The sequence below is a fragment of the Aquabacter sp. DMC10 genome, assembly GCF_056314145.1.
In genome coordinates this window covers 332,879-352,096 of sequence record NZ_JBQUYX010000007.1, presented here as the reverse complement: position 1 = coordinate 352,096, position 19,218 = coordinate 332,879, and the positions used below count along the sequence as shown (strand labels likewise).

The window sequence follows — 19,218 nt, the reverse complement described above, 5'->3', positions numbered from 1 at the left end:
TGGTCAACGTGACCGATCGTGCCGATGTTGCAGTGCGGCTTCGAGCGGTTGAATTTCTCTTTGGCCATGGGACTCTCTCAATGGTGGTCGGTGGCGCGCCGCGAAGGCGAAAAAAGCCGCCGTGGGATAGGAGGTTTCCTTCAAGTCTGCAAGGGGCCGTAATGCAGCGGGCCTTTTGCGCGCCGGCGGCCCCTCCCGCGTCCGGGCGGGCGCGCGCTCCAAGGCCTCCTCCTTTGCGGCGGAAAGCCGGCTTGAAACATGCGCTTACATTTTGCCTGACCTGCGTCACACACGGCCACGCCAGCGACCAAAATTCGCCGCGGTCACAGCTCAGAACACGCTTCAAGGCGCGCCGTCCCGGCCTGCCCGGCCTGTCAGGCGGTAAGTTTCCCGTAAGCCTGCAGAGAGATGATGGACCTGGCTCAAACGGAGCGACCGCCGTGTACGATCTGTTCCCTCGCCACTTCCTGCGTCCGCGGACCCTGCCCGCACGGCTGACCGGCATCGTCCTCGCCGGCTGCGCGCTGGCCGCGTTTGGCGTTGGCGTGCTGCCCCGTCTCCTGCCCGCCCGCGACGCCGCGCCCCATCCCTGGGCGAGCGCGCGCCCCGCCCCCGCCGAGCCCGGCCTGTTCGAGTTCCCGGCCCAGCCGCAGGCGGTACCCGCCGCCGTGGCGAGCGCGCCCGAGCCGGTGCCCGTGCCGCGGCCCTCCGTGCCGGTGCCGAACGTAAAGACCGTGGCGGTCCGCTCGACCACGCCGACCGCCTCCGCCCTTCCGGCCGGCGTCGAGCGCTTCGACGCCTGCAATCCCGCCTGCGACAGCCGTGACCCAGCCAAGCTGGCAGCGGCGCAAGGAACGGCACAGGGGGCGGTTCAGGGAGCGGTTCAGGGGGCAACGCCCGCTTCGGCCACCGCCACGGCGAGCGCCACCACCGCGGCCCTGCGCCCGCCGCTCGCGCTCAACCCCAACGCCCCGCCGCCCGAGCCCAATCTGGTGGACCGCACCGTCGACGCCACCCGCACCGCGCTCGCCACGGTGACCGACCAGGTCAAGACCGTCATCCGCCTGCCCGGCTGGTGAGCCGCGCACGGCGGACCGGGCCTGTTGTTCGACCGCTCCGAATTCAAACGACCGTGGGGAGCTCATAAAGGGGCGCCGCAAAGACGACTTGCCGACCACCGAACCAGACCGCCCGTGCGGGCAAGTCGTAATCGGGATAATCAATGAGATCGGGCCAGTCGGGATGAGGCCGGTCCCGCGGGGTCTCATAATCGGTGTCGTACCAACGGTTGAGGACCGTGACGCTGCGCGATGGCAGTTGCTTGGTCTTCCTTTCGTTGAGGGGCAAACCCAGAAACCGCGCATGCAGCCATTCCGCGAAATCGAGAGTGGTGCGAGTCGCCTTCAAGCGCTTGCCCGACGGCTCCGCGGTGGCGATCTCACCGAGCCACAATTCCCGGCCATAGGCGATCAGGCTCAGCTTGTGATGACGCGCGTTGAGCCGCGTATGGACCGCAACTCCGATCCCCACATATTGCAGCGAAACGGGCGCTTCCCGCTCGCACGCGCCGATCGCCAGATACAGGGCGTGTTCGTAGTCTTCACGCGCACGCTGGCGCGCTTCATCGATATCTCGATACGGACCATACCAATTGATGGCGATCATCAGGTGCTTTTCGGTCACGGATGCCTCCAGCTTGGAGGCCCAGATCTACCTCAGGTAGAAGGCGCCCAGCCAGGTGACAAAAAGGGGAAATGACACGGCTGCAGTGCGCCTTCGGCTTAGAGCGCGATCCGACCGCAATGAACCGCTTGCGGTTCCATCCGGTCGGTGAATCGCTCTCTGACTTTTTTGGATAGAGCCGGATCCTGTTGCTTCCGGTCGCGGGCTTAGAGTCCAGCCACAGGGCCGCGGCCGATGCGAAGGTCCAAGGGCGCTGCAGGGACCTTCTTCATCTGGCAGTGAGCCGCGCCAAGGGCTGGCGCATGCCGGACAATGTCGGGTTTCGATCCACGCCCCCGTGAGGGGGCGACCGCTGCATCAGTAGCAGTTTGAGTCCGTTGCGAAAAAGAGGGGCGTTGTGCGAACCGCGCGCCAGTTGGCGGCCGGCAAGGGCGCGTGGGAGGCGCCGAGGATGGTCATGACACCGTGCCTTCGGCCAGGCAGCGCCGCACATCGAGCACACCGCCGGTGAGCCGGGCATGGAAGAAGTGGGAGGTGTGGTCATTGGCAAAGTCGATGTCGTGCAGCATCCAGCCGAGATCCCGCTCGCGCTGGTCCGCCGGCAAGGTGCTCTCCGGCAGCGGCGCGCCGGGCTGAAGAAGGGCGAAGTCGGCCACGCATTCCCGGGTGCCGAGGCACGGGCGGTGGAAGCACTGCCCGGACACCGCGCGGCGATTGAACATGCTCAGATGCTTGGCTTCGCTGTCCTGCGGGCCGGCCTTGGCGGTCAGCTCGAAATGGGCCTCGATCACATAGGCCACGTCATTGAGAAACAAGGTGGCGCGCTGCTGCCGGTTGTCCTCCACCACGAGGCCGAGCCCGGCCATGCTCCCGGCCCGCATGGCGGTGGCGGCGGTGGCGGCGCTGGCCTTGGCCCCCACCTCATTGCGGCGAAAGGCGTGGAAACGGATCGGCCGCAACACATGGATGGCATCCACCACCCAGCGGATGGCCGGCTTCCAGTGGATGGCCTCCAGGATGCCGCGGGCGGCGGAAGGGGTCATCACGTCATAGGAGACGCGCTCCACCTTCATTTCCGGGCGCGTGAAACAGGCGCGCTCACCCCAGACGTGCAGCCGGACCCCGTAGGACATGGAATCGCCCCCCGGGCGACAACCTAGGCGATTTCGCGCGACATTCTCAACCGAATGCATCCCGCGCGCCGAGATCCTCAAGGTCGAGGCCCGTCTCTGCACGATAATGGGACAGGTCTGGAAACCTCAGGATCGCCGCGCCGAGGGCGGCATGGACGGGAATGAGCGCGCCCCGCTTTAGCCATTCGTCGCGCGCCTTCTTCGGCACGGGCACCACATAGTGCTGAAGCCGACGAAGGTCCGCCCCTCGGGGCAGCTCCATGGCGGCGATGCGCGCCAGCAAGGCCGGCGCATCACCATCCTCAAGCCCCTCCTGCCAGGGCACCACCACGGGCTCCATGCCTTCCTCGTCGATCATGCGATAGGCCTCGGCGATGGAGCGGAAGGGAAAGGCGAAGCCGCGCGCGGTCTCTGCGATGGCCGGCAAGATGCCGGGATAGGGGCCGACCCGCGCGGCATCGAACACCTTTTTCGCGTCCCCCTTGCGCCAGTAGAGTTCACGGAAATAGGCGGTGACGGTTTCAAGGCCTAGCGGATCCTGATCGGCTTTGAGCACGTCACGGGCGGCGTGCCAGCGCAGTTTGATGTCGTGCTGGAGATGACCGTCCACCGGCTCGAACGCCACCACCCGCCCCAGGCACGGCCGCCCCGAAGCATCCTTCAGGGCGCCCTCCCGATTGGCTCGGCCCGCCGCTTGCGCAAGGGAATCCAGGCCAGTGGCGGCGCGCCACACTTCCGGAAAGTCGATGTCCACGCCCGCCTCGATCAAGGAGGTCGCCACCAGTCGCACCGGCGCGCCGGCCTTCAGCCTGTCCCGCAGCCCCGCAAGCACCTTGCGCCGATGGCGCGCGCACATCTGGGTGGACAAATGCACGGCCCCTGGCAGATGGCGGATGGCCTCGAACAGCGCCCGCGCATGACGGCGGGTGTTGACGATGCACAGCATCTGCGCCTGCGCGGCGAAGCGCGCGGCGATCTCCTCATCCGCCACGAGCTCCACCCGCCGCTCAACAACGACGCGCTTGAGCTTCTCGTAAAGGCCCGCCGGGTCCGGCGCCAATTCCCGCTCCGGCGGCAGGTCCAGGGCGAGCGACGTGCCATTCGCATCGCGCAGCGCCCCATCGACCTGCCGCAGGGCCGGCTGCGTCGCCGTGCACAGGACGACGCTCGCCCGATAGTTCAGCGCCAATTGCTCGATGGCCGCCAGGCTTGGCAGCAGCAGGGGCAGCGGCAAGGTCTGGACTTCATCGAGCACCACCACGCTGCCGGCAATGTTGTGCAGCTTGCGGCAGCGGGAGGTGCGGTTGGAAAACAGGCTCTCGAAGAACTGCACCGCCGTGGTGACGATGAGGGGCACGTCCCAATTCTCCGCCGCCCGTTGGAGCTTGGTCACGGCATCTGGCGCCTCGTCATCGGCGGCCCGGCTAGCGCGGGCCGCCTCCCAGTCGAAGCTGGCGTGATGCTCCAGTACGTCGTCCTGGGTGCCCAGCGCGTCGCGGAACACCTGCGCGGTTTGTTCGATGATCGAGGTGTAGGGGACCACATAGATGATCCGCCGCAGACCATGCCGTACCGCATGGTCCAAGGCGAACGACAATGAAGCCAGCGTCTTGCCGCCGCCGGTGGGGACGGTGAGGCTGAACAGGCCCGGCGAAAGAGCGGCCTTCTCACGTACATGATCCAGGATGTCCGCCCGGAGCGCATTGAGGGGCGTGACGGGCGCGCTGGCGCTCTTGTCCGCCATGAAAACGCGGAGCCTGTCCCGCAGGGTGGACATCTCGGCGTGGCCGCCGCGCGCCACAGCCTCGCCGGAGGCTCGGGCATAGAAGGCCTCGGTGGCGATGAAATCCGCATCGACCAGGCACGAGAACAGCATCCGAATGAGAAAGCTCTGCGCGAAGCCCTTTGGCCCGCCGGTTGGCAGGGCAACACTCGGCTTCAGTTGAGCCATGTTTGGCAACGGCCCCGTCTGCATGTCCCAGCGAGCAGGAATGAGGCTCTTCGCGCGCGACATGCGGCGCTGCAGATCCTCGCCGTCCGCAAGGCCCGCATGGTGCGCGGCGATGATGGCAGCCAGCACCATGCCGAAATTGGGGCCGTAAGAATCCAGAGCAATCCGGGCGCCGGCAGACGAATGGTCGCCACCGGATGTCCGGTCGCCGGCGATATAGGCCTGGAACTCCGGCGACAGCTTGCCAATGTCATGGAGCCATCCTGCCAGACGCAAAATCTCCGCCCAGCCGAGGTGCGCGCCGAATACCGCGGCCTGCTCGCCGACCCGATGACTATGGTCTGGCAGCGTTTCCCACTGTTCCATGGACGCGCCGGGAAGGGAGTGGGCATAGGCTTGGATCATACTCGTCATACAGCCCTTTTGCAGAAGTCCTTCCTGCAGTCGAATGCAGCCGGGCATTGGACAAGCAGTTCATCATGAGACGCTACTTGGCGAAAGCGGTGATCATACCCTTGGCGGAGGGTGAAAAAGCCGCAGTTAATATTCGCCACACACGCGGGGCTTCTCGTCTTTGTTAAAACTGCGATATACTTTATTGAAACACCAAGAACTGGCTCAAAGTTCAAAAATCACGCGGCGTCGCAGCGAAAACCTTCCCTAGCGTTTGGTCGGTCAGATTGGCGTGCACCCGCGCAAGCTGCTGCGAGGTCAGCGGAGCAGTGCCGCCAATGTGTCGCGCAAATGGGCCACGGCGTCAGTGCCGGGCTCGGGGGCTGCCGGCGAGCAATTTGTCCCGATAGGCGCCGAGCAATCTTGCGCAGAGCTCACGCCAACCCGAAGGTTCAGCTGCGAATACGCGGCGGCCCACTTCTCGCAATGCATCTCCGTTTCTCGGAAGCGACTGCCATCGAACAATGCGCAAAGGGCGGTGCCCGCATCAGCCGGGTTTCTATCTCGCTCCACCTTCGCCTTCAGCGATCCCGCCGACTTCTCCGCTATCCGTTCAGCCGACCCCTTCAGAACCGCGCGCCGCGCCTCAACGAGGCAGTCCAGCTTCGCCAAGGCTGCCTCAAGTTTAGGTATGGCGCTCCTCTGATCGATCTCGGCCTGTGCCGCCTTCGACTGTACCGTGGCCGCGTCCCGCATCTGACCGGTGAGCTTCTCATTCTCGGCGATCAGCGTACCGTGCGCGGCTTGGCGTTCCTTCGCCTTCGCGTAGCGGTCTCTGAATTCGGAGCCCCGGCACTCGGAAGACGCGGGTTCGCAGCGCGGAAAACGGGTTTGGAGCGGGTGAAGGGAATCGAACCCTCGTATTCAGCTTGGAAGGCTGCTGCTCTACCATTGAGCTACACCCGCGCACCAACCGGGCCGTTCCGGGCGGCAGGCCAGGGGTGGGCTTGCACCCTGCCCCGGCGGACAGCGCAGCCGGATCTTCCGGACGACGGGTGGTGGAGGGGGTTGGATTTGAACCAACGTAGGCAGAGCCAACGGATTTACAGTCCGTCCCCTTTAACCACTCGGGCACCCCTCCACATCTGGGCCCGTCATCCGGGCTGGCCCAAGGGTCAGCCCGACTGCTTCGGAAGCGGCGTCAACCGGCTCCCGAGGCCCGGTTTTATGTGAGGGCGCCCCCCACAAGTCAACCGAAAATCTGAGAGCTTTTTGCGCGCCTGTGGATGGCTGGCGCCAGAACACGCGGCCGCCGCGCTCCGCCTTGGCCCGACACGGCCGGGCGGTGCGTCGCGCGCGCGGCTGGCCTTCCGCCTTTGCCCTTGCGCGCGGGCGCGCGCTCTGACAAAGCCATGGCCATGTCCGACCGGCCGAGCCGCCCCCCGCACCGCCCCGCCTCCAGCCGCCCCTTCGGCGGCCAAGGCGGCAACCGCCCCTTCCCGCCGCGCCGTCCCAAAGGCGGGCCGGCCCCCGCGTGGGAAGGCGATGAGGACGTGGCCCTGCTCTATGGCTGGCACACGGTCTCGGAGGCGCTGGCCAATCCCAAGCGGCGCTTCCGCAAGATCATGGCCACCGAGAATGCGGTGAACCGGTTGGCCGAAGAGGGCCTGAAGCTGCCCATCGCCCCGGAAATCGTGCGCCCCTCGCAGATCGACAAGCTCTTGGGGCCGGACGCGGTCCACCAGGGCCTTCTCGTGCAGGCCGAGCACCTGCCCTCCCCGCGCCTGCGCGACGTGGCGAAGGCCGATCTCGTCCTGGTGCTCGACCAGATCACCGACCCGCACAATGTGGGCGCCATCGTGCGCTCGGCGGCCGCGTTTGCGGTGGGGGCCATCGTCACCACCGCCCGCCACAGCCCGCCGGCCACCGGCGTCCTGGCGAAGAGCGCCTCCGGGGGCCTGGAGCATGTGCCCTTCTGCCTGGTGACCAATCTCGCCCGCGCCCTCACCGAGCTGAAAGACAATGGCATGCTGGTGGTGGGCCTCGACAGCGAGGGCCCGGCGGACCTGGAGGACACGGCCCTGCGCGCCCCCCTCGCCTTGGTGCTGGGCGCCGAGGGCAAGGGACTGCGCCAGCTCACCCGCGAGACCTGCGACGTGCTCGCCCGCATCGATTTGCCGGGGGTCATCAAGTCGCTCAACGTCTCCAATGCGGCGGCCCTGTCGCTGGGCATGGCGCGGCGGCAACTGAAGCGCGGCTGAGCGGCCGCGCGCCGCACACCTTGGCCTGCAAGCCTTTGCGCACCGCAAAAGCGGCGCGCCGACTTAGACCATTGACCAATCGCGCGCCTGCGGAAGGTCAGGCATGCTCTCCTCATTGCGCACCACCTCGTCCGGACATGCCCGCGCGCCAAATGACGCGGGCGAAGACGATGCGCAGGAGGAAATGCCAAAGCTGAGGCGCGCCTTGCGTGCCGCAGAACCCTTGCGTTCACCCTCCCGCACATCCGTTCCGGCCGTCAGGCCGCGTGCCCGCCCCGCTGGCGGGGTTTCGTTTGATGCTGGGAGGAAAGCTCATGTCAGTAACGACCGCACCGGCCGCCGCGGCCGGGCCGATGACCCGGGAGGAGCGAAAGGTCATTATCGCTTCCTCCGCCGGCACCGTCTTCGAGTGGTACGACTTTTATCTCGCCGGTTCGCTGGCGGCCAATATCGCCGCCACCTTCGTGCCCGGCACCAATGACACCGCCAAGTTCATCTTCGTGCTGTTCGGCTTTGCCGCCGGCTTCGCGGTCCGTCCCTTCGGCGCGCTGGTGTTCGGGCGCCTGGGCGACCTCATCGGCCGCAAATATACCTTCCTGGTCACCATGGTGATCATGGGCATCTCGACCTTCCTGGTCGGCATCCTGCCCGGCTTCGATTCCATCGGCTATCTCGCCCCCACGGCCTTCATCATCTGCCGCCTGCTCCAGGGCCTGGCGCTCGGCGGCGAATATGGCGGCGCGGCGACCTATGTGGCCGAGCATGCGCCCCATGGCCGGCGCGGCTTCTACACCTCCTGGATCCAGACCACCGCCACGGTGGGCCTGTTCCTGTCGCTGCTGGTCATCCTGACCCTGCGCCTGTCCATGACGCCGGAAGCCTTCGCCGCCTATGGCTGGCGCATTCCCTTCCTGCTCTCCATCATCCTTCTGGGCTTCTCGGTGTGGATCCGCCTGCAGCTGAGCGAATCCCCCGCCTTCCAGCGCATGAAGGAAGAGGGCACCCGCTCCAAGGCGCCGCTCAAGGAAGCCTTCGGCACCTGGGGCAACGCCAAGATCGCCCTCATCGCCCTGTTCGGCGCCACCGCCGGCCAGGCCGTGGTGTGGTACACGGGCCAGTTCTACGCCCTGTTCTTCCTCACCCAGACCCTGAAGCTGGACGGCACCACGGCGAACCTGCTGATCGCCTTCTCGCTGCTCATCGGCACGCCCTTCTTCATCGTGTTCGGCATGCTGTCGGACAAGGTGGGCCGCAAGCCGATCCTGCTGCTGGGCTGCTTCATCGCGGCGGCCACCTACTTCCCGCTCTTCAACATGATCGCCACCACGGCCAATCCCAAGCTCATCGCGGCGACGGAGAACGTGAAGATCGTGGTGACCGCCGACCCGGCCACTTGCGGCACCCTGTTCGACCCGGTGGGCGTGCGCGTCTTCACCCGGCCGTGCGACGTGTACCGCCGGACGCTGGCCACCAACTCCATGCATTATGAGCTGGTGCCCGGCGCCGCCGGTTCTGCGCTGAGCGCCACGGTCAACGGCGCTGCCGTGACCATCCCGGACACCGACAAGACCGGTGCCTCCATCGTCGCCGCCGCCCAGGCCGCCGGCTATCCCAAGGCGGGCGACGCCTCCATCCTGAAGCAGCCCACCATCGGTGGCGTGCTCACCGATGGCCGCTCGCTGAAGATGATCGGCCTCCTGTTCATCCTGGTCCTCTACGTGACCATGGTGTACGGGCCCATCGCCGCCTTGCTGGTGGAACTCTTCCCCACCCGCATCCGCTACACCGGCATGTCGCTGCCCTACCACATCGGCAACGGCTGGTTCGGCGGCTTCCTGCCCCCCACCGCCTTCGCCATCGTGGCCGCCACCGGCAACATCTTCGCCGGCCTGTGGTACCCGATCGTGGTGGCCTGCATCACCATCGTCATCGGCCTCCTGTTCCTGCCGGAGACCAAGAACCGGAACCTGGACGACTGGCACTGAGGGCGTGCGGGCGGGGCCTCGGCGCCGCCCGTCTTCCTCACCCCGGGTTGCCCCCGGCGCCATCGGTTTCGCAAGACAGGCGCTCCGCCCCCCGGCGGGGCGCCTTTTTATTGCGGGCTGGCCCGCCCCTATTGCTGCGGAACGCAGCGCCGCCCTTTCAGCGGCTCAACCGCGCGGGTCGAGAATCGAAACAGCGACTTCTCCTCAATGGCGGCCGAGCCTGTTGCCCTGACTAGTCTCGCGTAGCCGGGACAATTGTTGGCGCCGGCCTTCTCCGGGATCTCCCGCCAGAAGGTGAGGCCGGTCTCGTCGATGGCAAACTCGTCCGATTCGCACCCTGTGGTCGGATCGCACCGCCCCTGCACGGAATAGCCGCCCGAAAACAGCTCCTTGCCCTCCGGCACCTGGTAGATGACGAGGCCCCGGTCCGGCCCCGTGCCGGCGTCCAGGATCAGGAAGGTCTTGGCGAGCGTGATGTAATAGAGGGCATCCATCGGACCGGTGCCGAGCACCACATCGCTGGCGCGCGCCTCCAGGGCGCAATCGGCCTTCGCATCCTGCGTGCTCCGGCGGACCTGGAATCTCAGTCCGGCATCATCGGTCTTGGGGCTGGAGATGACGGTGACCACCTCATTGCGGATGCAGCTGGTCACCGTGGGAGCGAACACATGGGCGCGGGCGGGCGCAGCCCAAAGGCCGGTGAGCAGGCCAAGGCCGAGAACAAGATGGGCTTTCATGAAGGCTCCCGTGGCAGCGGCCGAACCGGCCAGATCATATCCGTCAGACAAGCCGATCTCAGAGACAGCCCCACCTGCAGAGGAGCAGTCACACCGTGATCTATCCGACGTCGCGGCGATCATAGGCACACGAAATCATCATTTCAGGACAATCGACGGCGCACAGGCAGGAATATTTTGTTTCATTTTATTATGGATGATTCATATATGCAACTTATAGAGGCAATTATATAAACAATACACTCTTTTATCACATCATCTCTTCTTCCGAATTCTTTCATGAAAAAGCAGGAGCGCCGCTCGGCTGCAAGGGGGGGCGACGGGCCATCGGGGGGCGCCGTCATCCGCTGACCCGCCTCCCATCGGCGCACGCAGTGCCGCCCTCCCCAACGCCGGCCGCGAAAGCCAACCCGCCGCCGACGACCCGCGCGGTGCAGGCAAGAGGTTGACGAACAGGCCGCTGTCGCGGAATAGATGCCGGCAGAAGCGAACCCATCGGCCGTGCGCCGGGGTTCGGGGAGGACCCGACGGCCGAGCGCCGAAGGGACCAGGGCCGGCTTAGCACAGCGGTAGTGCAGCGGTTTTGTAAACCGAAGGTCGGGGGTTCGATCCCCTCAGCCGGCACCACACACAGCGGGGGACGCGGGGTTCAACGGACGCGACCGGGGTTTCACTCCCCGCTTGGCGCGAGGCCGTTGGCGCCGGGCCGTTGGCGCCGCCGACTCGGCCCGGCGGGAGCCCCGCCGACACGTCGCGGATGATGAAGGGGCGTTTCTCGCGCCGGAGCGTGTCTTTCCCGCCGCAGGAATGAGAGCCGGCATAACGCCGCCGGATCGCCACACGGGCCAGAGTGAACCCGCCCGTGTCCCGCATTCCATTTCCCACGCAAAAAGGGGCGCGTCGTGCGCGCCCCCCTCCTGCAATGGACCGGCAGAACAGCGGCCTCAATTCACTTGAGCTGGTCCTGAACCTTGGCGAGGGCCGCGGTGGCGCAGGCTTCGTCCAGGTTGCCGCCGGGGGCGCCGCCGACGCCGATGGCGCCGATGGTCTCATTGCCCACCTTCACCGGCACGCCGCCGGCCAGAACCAGGAAGCCGTCAATGGCCACCAGCTGCGCCGCCGCCGGGTTCTTCTGCACATTCTCGGCCACCGTCGAGGTGGGCAGGCGGGTGGAGGCGGAGGTGAAGGCCTTGCGGCGGGAGGCATCCACGGTGTGGGGGCCGGCATTGTCGGCGCGCAGCACCGCGCGCACCACGCCGGCACGGTCCACCACGGTGGCGGTGACATTGTAGCCCTGGGCGCTGCAGGCGGCGACCGTGTCCCGGGCGAGGTCAGCGGCCAAGGTCAGCGGCATGTTCTTTTCCTGCAGGACCTGCGCGGAGGCAGCCGAGGTGAAGGCAAGAGCCGTGGCGGCGGCGAGGATGAAGCGGGTCATGGTCGGTCTCCCCAGGGGGTCGCGGGATCGGTGGCGAAAGCGATACGCTTCCTGGCCTCAGATCTAGCGGCGGTGCCGCCCGGCCTGAATCCGTGCCGCCACAGGGCGATATAGGTAGGGCTACCGAGACGGGGGCGCGGGGTCCGCCAGGGTCAGGCGCACGAATTCGGCCACCGAGCTGGTGCCGAGCTTTTCCGCAATATGGGCGCGGTGGGCATCGATGGTGCGCGCGGAGACATTGAGGGCGGTGGCGATCTCCTTGCTGGCCCAGCCCTGGCACACCATGTCCAGCACCTCGCGCTCGCGCTCGGTGAGGCGGCCCAGGAGATCCTGCGCCTCCGCCCGCTCCAGCACCTGTTCCAGGGCCTTCTGCGCCGCCGCGATGGCATCCAGCAGCACCTGCTCGTCCACGGGCTTGGAGAGGAAATCCAGCACGCCGGCCTTGAAAGCGCGGCGGCAGGCATTCACGTCGCCATGGCCGGTAATCATGATGACCGGCCAGTCGATGCCGCGTTCCACCAGCTTCTGCTGCAATTGCAGGCCGCTGATCAGGGGCATACGCAGGTCCAGGATGAGGCAGCCGGGCCGTCCCCGGTCCACATGGGCCAGGAAGGTCGCGGGATCGGCGAAGGCCTCCACCGTCATGCCATAGGTGCCGAGCAGCAAGGTCAGCGCCTCCCGCACCGGCTGGTCGTCATCGACGAGATAGATGCGCGCGGCAGTCATTGCGCGGCCAGCCGGGCGGCGCCCGCCTCGGGAAGCGTGAGGGTGAAGACGGCGCCCCCCTCCGGTGCATTGCCGGCGGCAATGGTGCCGCCGCAACGCTCCAGCAGGGTGGCGCACAGCGAAAGGCCAAGGCCCAGCCCCTCCGGCTTGGTGGTGAAGAAGGGCTCGAACAGGCGCGGCAGCGCGGCGGCGGGAATGCCGGGCCCGGTGTCGCACACGCGGATCTCCACTCGCCCGTCCCCGGCGGCGGAGGCGGGCACGGCGCGTGTGCGCACGGTGATGGTCTTCTCAGGGTCGGCGCCGTCGAGGCTGTCGGCGGCGTTGCGGATGAGATTGTGCAGCACCTGTTCCATCTCGATGGGGTCGGCCAGGATCTGCGCGTCCGGCGCCGCGCTCTCCAGGAGGAGCGTGATGCCGCGCCGGTCGAGATCGGCCTGCACCAGCCCGGCCACATCGTCCAGGATGCGCTGGACGGGGGTGAGCACGGGGCGGGCGGCGCGGTTGCTGATGTAATCGCGCATGCGCTTCAGCATCTCGCCGGCCCGCCGCGCCTCGCGCACATTGGCCTCCAGCGCCTGGTCCAGCAGCGCCGGGTCGCCACCGGGCCGCGCCAGCCGCCGCGCCGCCTGGCTCTGGCTCAGGAGCGCAGTGAGCGGCTGGGTCAGCTCATGGGCGATGCCGGAGGCCAGCTCCCCCAGGGCATTCACCCGCGCCGCATGGGCGAGGCGGGTCTCGTGCTCCAACATCCGCGTGCGCTGTTCGGCAAGCCGGGCGGTCTCCTGCGACAGGCGGGCGGCACGGCGCTGGCGCCAGGCGTCATGCAGCACCAGCACGGCCAGCAGCGACAGGCCGGCAAAGCCGAGGGTCAGCCGCGGATCAAGAAGCTCGGCCAGCGACAGCGGCCGCACGAGGGTGAAGGCGAGGGGCTGGCTGGGGTTCTCTATGGGGCGGGAGAAGCGCGGCTCCGGCAGCCAGGCGTGGGTGCCGTCCCCCTGCTCCGCCGGCCACCGCACCAGGGTCCGGCCGTCGAGGGCAAGCGTCACCTGCGCCCAGGGGGGACGCTCCGACGGCTCCACCAGCAGCGCGGCATCAATGGCAAGAACGACCGCCAGCGCCGGATTGGCCCCGCTCGCCTTCTTGCCCACCAGATAATGGCGGGGCGCGGAGGGATCGAGGAAGCTGCGCGGCTCGCCTGGCGTGAGGGCATAGAGAGCGGCGGCAAGGTTGCGCAAATCGGCGGCGTCGGGCGCCAGTGACATCAGGGACCGCAGCGAGACCGTGCCGTCGGCCTGCGCCAGCGACACCAGGTCGATGCCGGCCACACGCGGATAAAAGCGCATGAACCTCTGGCTTACCTGGAGAATGGCGTCCTGCGGCGGGGGATCGGCCACCAGCGCCAGCGCCACCAGGCTGGTGAGGAGCGCATCATGCTGCGCCACCCGCTGCGAGATCACCCGGTGCAAGGCAAATCCGGTGGCATCGGCCTCCGCCCGCGCCCGCTCCAGCGCCGCGCGGGCGCTCAGGCCCACGACCACGGCATTGAGGCCGAGCCAGAGGGCGAGCAGCACCAGGAGTTCGTGAGAGGCGCCGCGCCGTTTCACCACCTCTCGCCTCCCTCGCTCCTGCCGGCCCGGGCGCCAAGTCCACCGGGGTGCGGACCGGACTGCGAGCGGACTTCAAAACCGAAAGGACGCTAGACCATTTCCGCCGGACCATGAAGGCGCGTCGCGCTGCCGGCGGGGTCGGACGGACCGGCCGGGCGGGCGGTGGAAGGGAACGCTCTGCCCTTCCCCTTCACGCATCCTGCTGCCGCGCCCCCGCCCCCGGACTCTAGAAGAGATCAAAGGTATCCCGGAGCCTCCAACCACATGTGCGTATCTGCCTATTTTTACGGACTATTTCATTGACGGCCCGTCCGCCTGGGTGTGAGAAACCGAATGCGGGATTTGATCACCGTCAAGTCAAAGCTTTTTTTTAGCCGATCGGGAGATGCTGGCGTCTCCTGCACGGTGCCCGGCGAGGGTTGTTGCGGCCCACTCGTCACCCTCCTCCATGACCCGAGGCTTTGCCGCGCGGGTTAATGTCTGATTGTGCGACAGGGTCGAAGCTGTGCGGCCACATAAAGGGGATGACCGGACCCATTCGCCACGCCCGCCGCCGGACCCGCTTCGGTCCGTCCGGGGGCGACACAGGCCTTACGTCCGGTTCCCCCGCCTCCTGCTGCCCGTCCTGCCCCTTGCCCTCCTCGCCCTGGCCGCACTCGCGGCGCTCTGGCCGACCCATGGCGCGGCGGCCGAGCACGGCCCGCTGACCCTGCCCGCCGACATCCTGGAAGTTCCCGCCAAGGGCCATCTGGAGGCCTTCTACGACCCGGCGGGCACCATGACCCTGGAGGACGTGGAGCGCGCGGGGGACCGCTTTAGGCCCCTGCCCGGCAATTTCAACGCCAGCTACGTACCCAAGGGCGCCTGGTGGGTGCGGCTGCGCCTCGCGCCGGAGCCCACCGCCGACGGCCAATGGTGGCTCGTCATTACCGCTCCCTATACGGACCACATCGCCGTCTATGCGCCGGACCAGGCGGAGGACGGCAACCTGCAGCGCCGGCGGCACAAGGAAACCGGCGCCATGATTCCCGCCCGCGAGCGGGACCTGTTCACCTTCACCAATGTGGTGCGGCTGCATCTGCCGGCCGGCGAAACCTCGAACGTCTATCTGCGCCTGTCCGGCAACCGGGCGCTCAATGCCCAGCTCACGCTCTGGCGCCTGCCGGAACTGCTGCGGCACCTCACCTTGTCCGTGCTGCTGTTCTCGCTGGGGGTGGGCGCGGCCATCATCACCTCCGTCGGCACGCTCATCATGGCCATCTGGCTGCGGTCGTCCCAATTCGGCTGGTACGGCGCCTATGTGGGATCGGTGTCGCTGGTCTTCCTGGGCAATGGCGGTTTCGGCCAGGTGCTGCTGAACGCCTGGGAGCCGGGAAACGTGATCCGGCTCCAGAACATGATGGGCTGCTTTGCCACCATGGCGGGGGCCTTCATGGTGCGGGCCCTGTTCCGCCCCTATGAGCAGGAGCGGCTCGCGGACCTTTATGTCCGCGCGTTGGGCTATTGCTGCGGCGTGGGCGTGCTCGTCTCGGCCTTCGGCTATTACAAGCTGATCGCGCCCTATCTGATGATCGGCATCCTGGGCCTCGGCCTGGTGTCGCCTTGGCTGGCCTTGCAGCAAATGCGCCGCGGCGAGCCGGCCGGCGGCTGGTATTTCGTGGGCTTCACCGCCTATTGCGCGGCGACCATCTGGTTCTCGCTGGTGGTGTTGGGCATCGCGCCGCTGAACGACTTCCTCAATTGGGGCTATCAGACCGCCGGCTTCCTGCACATGGTGGCGGTGTTCGCGGGCCTTGCCTCAGCCATGCGGGCGGGCTCGCGCGCCCGGCGCCGACTGGAAAGCCAGTTGCTGGCCATCTCGCGCGGCAATGAAAAACTGCTGGAGCAGGCGGTCGCCGAGCGCACCGCCGCCCTCAATGCGGAAGTGGAGGGTCGCCGCCGCGCCGAGGCCGCCCTGCAGCGGGCGCTGAAGGAACAGCGCAACTTCCTGGTCATGGTCAGCCACGAATTCCGCACCCCCCTGTCCACCATGCGCCTCGCGGTGACCGTGCTGGAGCGGGGCCTCGGCACGGGCATGAGCGCGCTGCGGCGGGAGGTGGAGAAGGTGGGCCGCTCGGTGACGCGGCTGTCCAACCTCATCGACACCTTCCTTGCCGACGAATGGCTCGAACATTCCGCCATGATGCTCCAGCACCGCCCGGTGGAAATGGGCGCGCTGGTGGCCGAAGTGGTACGCGAGCATGCGGCCCATGCGCCCGGCCGGGTCTTCCTCGACGCCTGCGTGGAAACGGTGATCGAGGGCGACGGGGTGCTGCTGCGCACCGTGCTCGACAATCTCGTCGGCAATGCCCTCAAGCACACGGACGGCCCGGTCACCACCTCGGTGGCGCCGGCGCACGAGGGGGTACTGATCGAGGTGGCCGACCGCGGCCGCGGCGTGCCGGAAGCGGAACGGGAAGAGATCTTCGAGCGCTATTACAGGTCGCCCTCCACGGTGACCCGGCCCGGCACGGGCATCGGCCTTTATCTGGCCCGCCTGATCGTCGAGCAGCACGCCGGCTGGATCAAGGTGGGCGACAGGAGCGAAGGCGGCAGCGTCTTCAAGGTTTGGCTGCCGTGCCATCCCGGCCTCGACCGGCCCACGGCGCTCAAGGGGTGAGGGAGGGGTCATGTCGGTTCATGTGCTTATCGTCGAAGATGACAGCGACCTTCGGGACAGTCTGGACACCCTCCTGACCGGCTCGGGCTTCAAGGTCCGCGCGTTGCGCGATGCGCGCTATATCGAGCGCGAGCTGACCACATTCCCCGCCGACGTGGTGCTGCTGGACGTCAACCTGCCCGGCCTCGACGGCTTCGAGGCCGCCGTGCACCTGAAGGAACGGCCCGGCATCGGCATCATCATGCTCACCGGCCGCACCCGGCGGGAGGACCGCCTCCAGGGCCTGTCGGTGGGCGCCGACCATTATGTCACCAAGCCGGTGGACCCGCAGGAGCTGGAACTGCTGATCCGCAACCTCGCCCGGCGCCTCGCCGGGCCGAAGGATGCGGCGCCGGTGGAGCGTCCGGGACCCGGCCGCTGGGTGTTCCTCACCGCCCGCTGGACCCTGATCGCCCCCGGCGGCGCCTCGGTCTCGCTGTCGGCGGCCGAGCACCATCTGCTCAACAAATTGACCGAGCGGGCCGGCGAGCCGGTGGCGCGCACGGCGCTGATCTCCGACGTGCGCCGCCCCTCCGAAGACACGCTGGGGCGCGGCCTCGACCTGATCGTCTTCCGCCTGCGCCGGAAGGTGCAGACCGAAACCGGCGAAGCGCTGCCCATCGCCTCCGCCCGCAGCATCGGCTACGTCTTCACCGGCCCGGTCACCCGGGACGCCGACCGCGCCTGATCCCCCGAGCGACCGCCGGCGCTGACGGGGCGGTTGACGGGACTGCGGTGCCTGCGGCACGAGGGGACAGCCCATCGTCACCCCGTGAGTTGCCCTTTGCACCAGCCCTCCCCTCTTTCGCTCCCGCAGGGCGCCCCGTCCCGGGGGGCGCGCCTGTTGGCCTGGGTCCTGGTGGGGCTCGCGGCGCTCCTCATCGCCTCCCGAACCCCGGACATCCTGCTGCACGGCCGGCTGTTTGCAGAAGAAGGGGTCGTTTACTTCCACGATGCGGTGCTCGGCTCCTGGTACGATGCCCTGCTTGCCCCTCGCATCGGCTATTTCTCCGCCTTCAACAAATTGGCCGCCCTTGGCGCCGCCGCAGTGCCGCTGGAAGAGGCCGCGCGCGTCACCACGCTCTGCGCCCTGGGGGTGCAGCTCGCCGTGGTCTGGATCATCGCCCGCTCGGACGCCTTCGGGCCGCTCTGGCTGCGCCCCCTGGCCGTCGCGGCCCCGCTGTTCGCGCAGCCGAGCGTGGAGGTCTGGCTCAACACCATCAACAGCCAGTTCCACTTCGCCGTCGGCACGGCGGTGCTGCTGGTCACCGGGCGGGCCGCGCTTCCCGCCACCTTCCGCGTCCTCTTCCTGCTGCTGGCAGGCGCCACCGGGCCGGTCTCGGTGACGCTGGCCCCGCTCTTTGCCTGGAAGGCCCTGCGCAGCCGCACCCGTCCCGACCTGATCGAAGCCGTCCTGCTGTGCGCGCTGGCCGGGCTGCAGACGATCCTGATGGCCCAGGGGCTCGCCTCCGGCGCGCGGGCCGGCAGCGGCTTCTCGGTCCTGGCGCTGATCGGCGGCCTCGGGGTCAAGAACCTCGCCCTGCCGGGCCTTGGGCCCCTGGCGGACGCCGTGCCGGTCGCGCTGCTGTCCGGCACGGCGCTCGGGAGGGGCCTGGTGATGGCGGCGCTGGCCTGCGTTGCCGGGCTTTTCGCGCTTGCCGTGGTGCGCAGCCCCGCCGGTCGCTGGCTGGGGATGGCGGCCCTCCTGATTGCCGTCGTGTCCTATGCCGGCGCGCTGGGCAAGGACCCGTGGCTCCTGCTCCTGCCCCTGGCCAATGGCCGCTATGCCTATGCGCCCAATGTGCTGATGATTCTCGCCTTCGTGGCGGCGGCGGCGGAACGGGCCACGGCCCTCCCCCTGCGCCTGCTGGCCTCCGGCCTCGCCCTGGGGGTGGTGGGGGTGGGCGTGGTCCAGTTCTGGCAGCCGGCCCCCTATTTCCACGGACCCGCCTGGCGGGCGGAAGTGGCGGCCTGGCGGGCGGACCCCTCCCGCGATCGCCTGGCCCTGTGGCCGGTGCCCTGGGTGCTCATCCTGCCCCATCCCGCCCCGGAGGCCCGCCCGGCCCGGTGAGCGCGCCATAAGGCAGCCCTCCTGACGCACTTGCGGGGGCGCCGGGTGGCGGATAGAGCTTGCGGCTCTGCCGGTATGGCGCCGGCTCCGGGGAGAGACATGCGCGATCTGACGCTCGAGGATTTTCCGGTTCGCTCCTACGACAAGCTGCGCTATCGGGACACCGACCGGCAGGGCCATGTGAACAATGCCGTCTTCTCCACCTTCCTGGAGACCGGCCGCACCGAGCTGTTCTACGGCCAGGGTGGCTCCCTTGCGGGGCCGGGCGGCTCCTTCGTGCTCGCCCGCCTGCTGATGGAATATCGCGCCGAAGTGCTATGGCCGGGGGAAATCTGGATCGGCACCGGCGTGCTGTCGGTGGGCCGCAGCTCAGTCCAGATGCGGCAGGTGCTGTTCCAGAACGGCAAGCGCGTGGCCAATGCGGACACGGTGATGGTGCGGGTGGACAATGCCACCCGCAAGTCCTCGCCCCTCTCCGAAGAGGCGGTGGCGCGGCTGAACGCCTTCCTGCTGCCGCAGGACTGACCGGCCGGACCGGCGC

The 19,218-nt window shown here is 68.0% G+C and carries 15 protein-coding genes and 3 tRNA genes; 8 read left to right on the top strand and 10 right to left on the bottom strand.

The window, feature by feature from the left end:
* Window positions 1–440 precede the first annotated feature (440 nt).
* Complete coding sequence (locus ACT54L_RS19520) at window positions 441–1,079, top strand: hypothetical protein (protein ID WP_476087288.1); 639 nt, start codon at window positions 441–443, stop codon at window positions 1,077–1,079.
* A gap of 43 nt (window positions 1,080–1,122) precedes the next feature.
* On the opposite strand, the gene ACT54L_RS19515 is transcribed toward ACT54L_RS19520, so the two are convergent.
* The 6 genes from ACT54L_RS19515 to ACT54L_RS19490 form a co-directional block, all read right to left on the bottom strand.
* Window positions 1,123–1,683: a hypothetical protein gene (locus ACT54L_RS19515; RefSeq protein ID WP_476087287.1), complete on the bottom strand. Its 561-nt coding sequence runs from the start codon at window positions 1,681–1,683 to the stop codon at window positions 1,123–1,125.
* Window positions 1,684–2,138: 455 nt separating this feature from the next.
* Window positions 2,139–2,816 carry a type I-C CRISPR-associated protein Cas5c gene (cas5c, locus tag ACT54L_RS19510; protein WP_476087286.1) on the bottom strand — a complete coding sequence of 226 codons (678 nt, stop codon included), beginning with the start codon at window positions 2,814–2,816 and terminating at the stop codon, window positions 2,139–2,141.
* A gap of 46 nt (window positions 2,817–2,862) precedes the next feature.
* Complete coding sequence (locus tag ACT54L_RS19505; protein ID WP_476087285.1) at window positions 2,863–5,181, bottom strand: CRISPR-associated endonuclease Cas3''; 2,319 nt, start codon at window positions 5,179–5,181, stop codon at window positions 2,863–2,865.
* 297 nt (window positions 5,182–5,478) lie between these two features.
* Window positions 5,479–5,832: a hypothetical protein gene (locus ACT54L_RS19500; protein WP_476087284.1), complete on the bottom strand. Its 354-nt coding sequence runs from the start codon at window positions 5,830–5,832 to the stop codon at window positions 5,479–5,481.
* 220 nt (window positions 5,833–6,052) lie between these two features.
* Window positions 6,053–6,126, bottom strand: a tRNA-Gly gene (locus ACT54L_RS19495).
* A 90-nt stretch (window positions 6,127–6,216) separates the two neighbouring features.
* A tRNA-Tyr gene (locus ACT54L_RS19490) sits at window positions 6,217–6,301 on the bottom strand.
* A gap of 277 nt (window positions 6,302–6,578) precedes the next feature.
* Here ACT54L_RS19490 and rlmB point away from each other — a divergent pair.
* Entirely contained in the window at window positions 6,579–7,421 is an 843-nt protein-coding gene (gene rlmB, locus ACT54L_RS19485) for a 23S rRNA (guanosine(2251)-2'-O)-methyltransferase RlmB (RefSeq protein ID WP_476087299.1), read from the top strand.
* Window positions 7,422–7,735: 314 nt separating this feature from the next.
* Window positions 7,736–9,406 (top strand): MFS transporter, encoded by a 1,671-nt coding sequence (locus ACT54L_RS19480; RefSeq protein ID WP_476087283.1) that lies wholly within the window; start codon window positions 7,736–7,738, stop codon window positions 9,404–9,406.
* 128 nt (window positions 9,407–9,534) lie between these two features.
* Here the strand turns inward: ACT54L_RS19480 and ACT54L_RS19475 are convergent, their stop codons facing one another.
* The gene (locus tag ACT54L_RS19475) at window positions 9,535–10,143 is read right to left on the bottom strand and encodes a hypothetical protein (RefSeq protein WP_476087282.1); all 609 of its coding nucleotides are present in this window, start codon (window positions 10,141–10,143) and stop codon (window positions 9,535–9,537) included.
* 552 nt (window positions 10,144–10,695) lie between these two features.
* On the opposite strand from ACT54L_RS19475, the gene ACT54L_RS19470 reads away from it, so the two are divergent.
* Window positions 10,696–10,770, top strand: a tRNA-Thr gene (locus ACT54L_RS19470).
* Window positions 10,771–11,092: 322 nt separating this feature from the next.
* Here ACT54L_RS19470 and ACT54L_RS19465 read toward each other — a convergent pair.
* The 3 genes from ACT54L_RS19465 to ACT54L_RS19455 form a co-directional block, all read right to left on the bottom strand.
* A complete protein-coding gene (locus tag ACT54L_RS19465) occupies window positions 11,093–11,578 on the bottom strand; it encodes a GlcG/HbpS family heme-binding protein (RefSeq protein ID WP_476087281.1) in 486 nt (161 codons plus the stop codon).
* 120 nt (window positions 11,579–11,698) lie between these two features.
* A complete protein-coding gene (locus ACT54L_RS19460; RefSeq protein WP_476087280.1) occupies window positions 11,699–12,304 on the bottom strand; it encodes a response regulator transcription factor in 606 nt (201 codons plus the stop codon).
* The gene (locus ACT54L_RS19455) at window positions 12,301–13,908 is read right to left on the bottom strand and encodes a sensor histidine kinase (RefSeq protein WP_476087279.1); all 1,608 of its coding nucleotides are present in this window, start codon (window positions 13,906–13,908) and stop codon (window positions 12,301–12,303) included. The genes ACT54L_RS19460 and ACT54L_RS19455 overlap by 4 nt, the downstream gene beginning before the upstream one ends.
* 505 nt (window positions 13,909–14,413) lie before the next feature.
* Between ACT54L_RS19455 and ACT54L_RS19450 the strand changes: the two genes are divergently transcribed.
* The 4 genes from ACT54L_RS19450 (at window position 14,414) to ACT54L_RS19435 (ending at window position 19,202) form a co-directional block, all read left to right on the top strand.
* On the top strand, window positions 14,414–16,567 hold the full coding sequence (locus ACT54L_RS19450) for a sensor histidine kinase (RefSeq protein ID WP_476087278.1): 2,154 nt from the start codon (window positions 14,414–14,416) through the stop codon (window positions 16,565–16,567).
* Between the two features lie 10 nt (window positions 16,568–16,577).
* A complete protein-coding gene (locus tag ACT54L_RS19445) occupies window positions 16,578–17,294 on the top strand; it encodes a response regulator transcription factor (protein WP_476087277.1) in 717 nt (238 codons plus the stop codon).
* A gap of 156 nt (window positions 17,295–17,450) precedes the next feature.
* Window positions 17,451–18,677 (top strand): hypothetical protein, encoded by a 1,227-nt coding sequence (locus tag ACT54L_RS19440; RefSeq protein WP_476087276.1) that lies wholly within the window; start codon window positions 17,451–17,453, stop codon window positions 18,675–18,677.
* A 99-nt stretch (window positions 18,678–18,776) separates the two neighbouring features.
* Window positions 18,777–19,202, top strand: a complete 426-nt coding sequence (locus tag ACT54L_RS19435; protein WP_476087275.1) for an acyl-CoA thioesterase — start codon at window positions 18,777–18,779, stop codon at window positions 19,200–19,202.
* Window positions 19,203–19,218: the final 16 nt, after the last annotated feature.